General features: G+C 60.5%; 1 pseudogene. It reads right to left on the bottom strand.

Features of this window, described 5'->3' with window-relative positions:
- Window positions 1-33: 33 nt before the first annotated feature.
- A pseudogene (locus tag HV213_RS33150) lies at window positions 34-215 on the bottom strand (MerR family transcriptional regulator); the annotation flags it as partial.

Below are 215 nucleotides of genomic sequence, written 5' to 3' on the forward strand. Positions count from 1 at the left end.
GGGGTCGTCTCAGAATTCGGAAAATAAAGCACGCTAAGGCGTAGTCACCCCGTGACTCCCCCGCGCCGATGCAGCGAGCTTCGTTCCGTCTTGCAGTGACGCAATCAGCGGGCAGGAAACGTTCCCTTTCCGCGCATGGCAGGCGCACACCAGTTCAGACAGCACGGCCTCCATGCGTGCCAAGTCGGCCATCTTCTCGCGCACATCCTTGAGCT

This window comes from Klebsiella sp. RHBSTW-00484 (genome assembly GCF_013705725.1).
Classification (GTDB): Bacteria; Pseudomonadota; Gammaproteobacteria; order Enterobacterales; family Enterobacteriaceae; genus Klebsiella.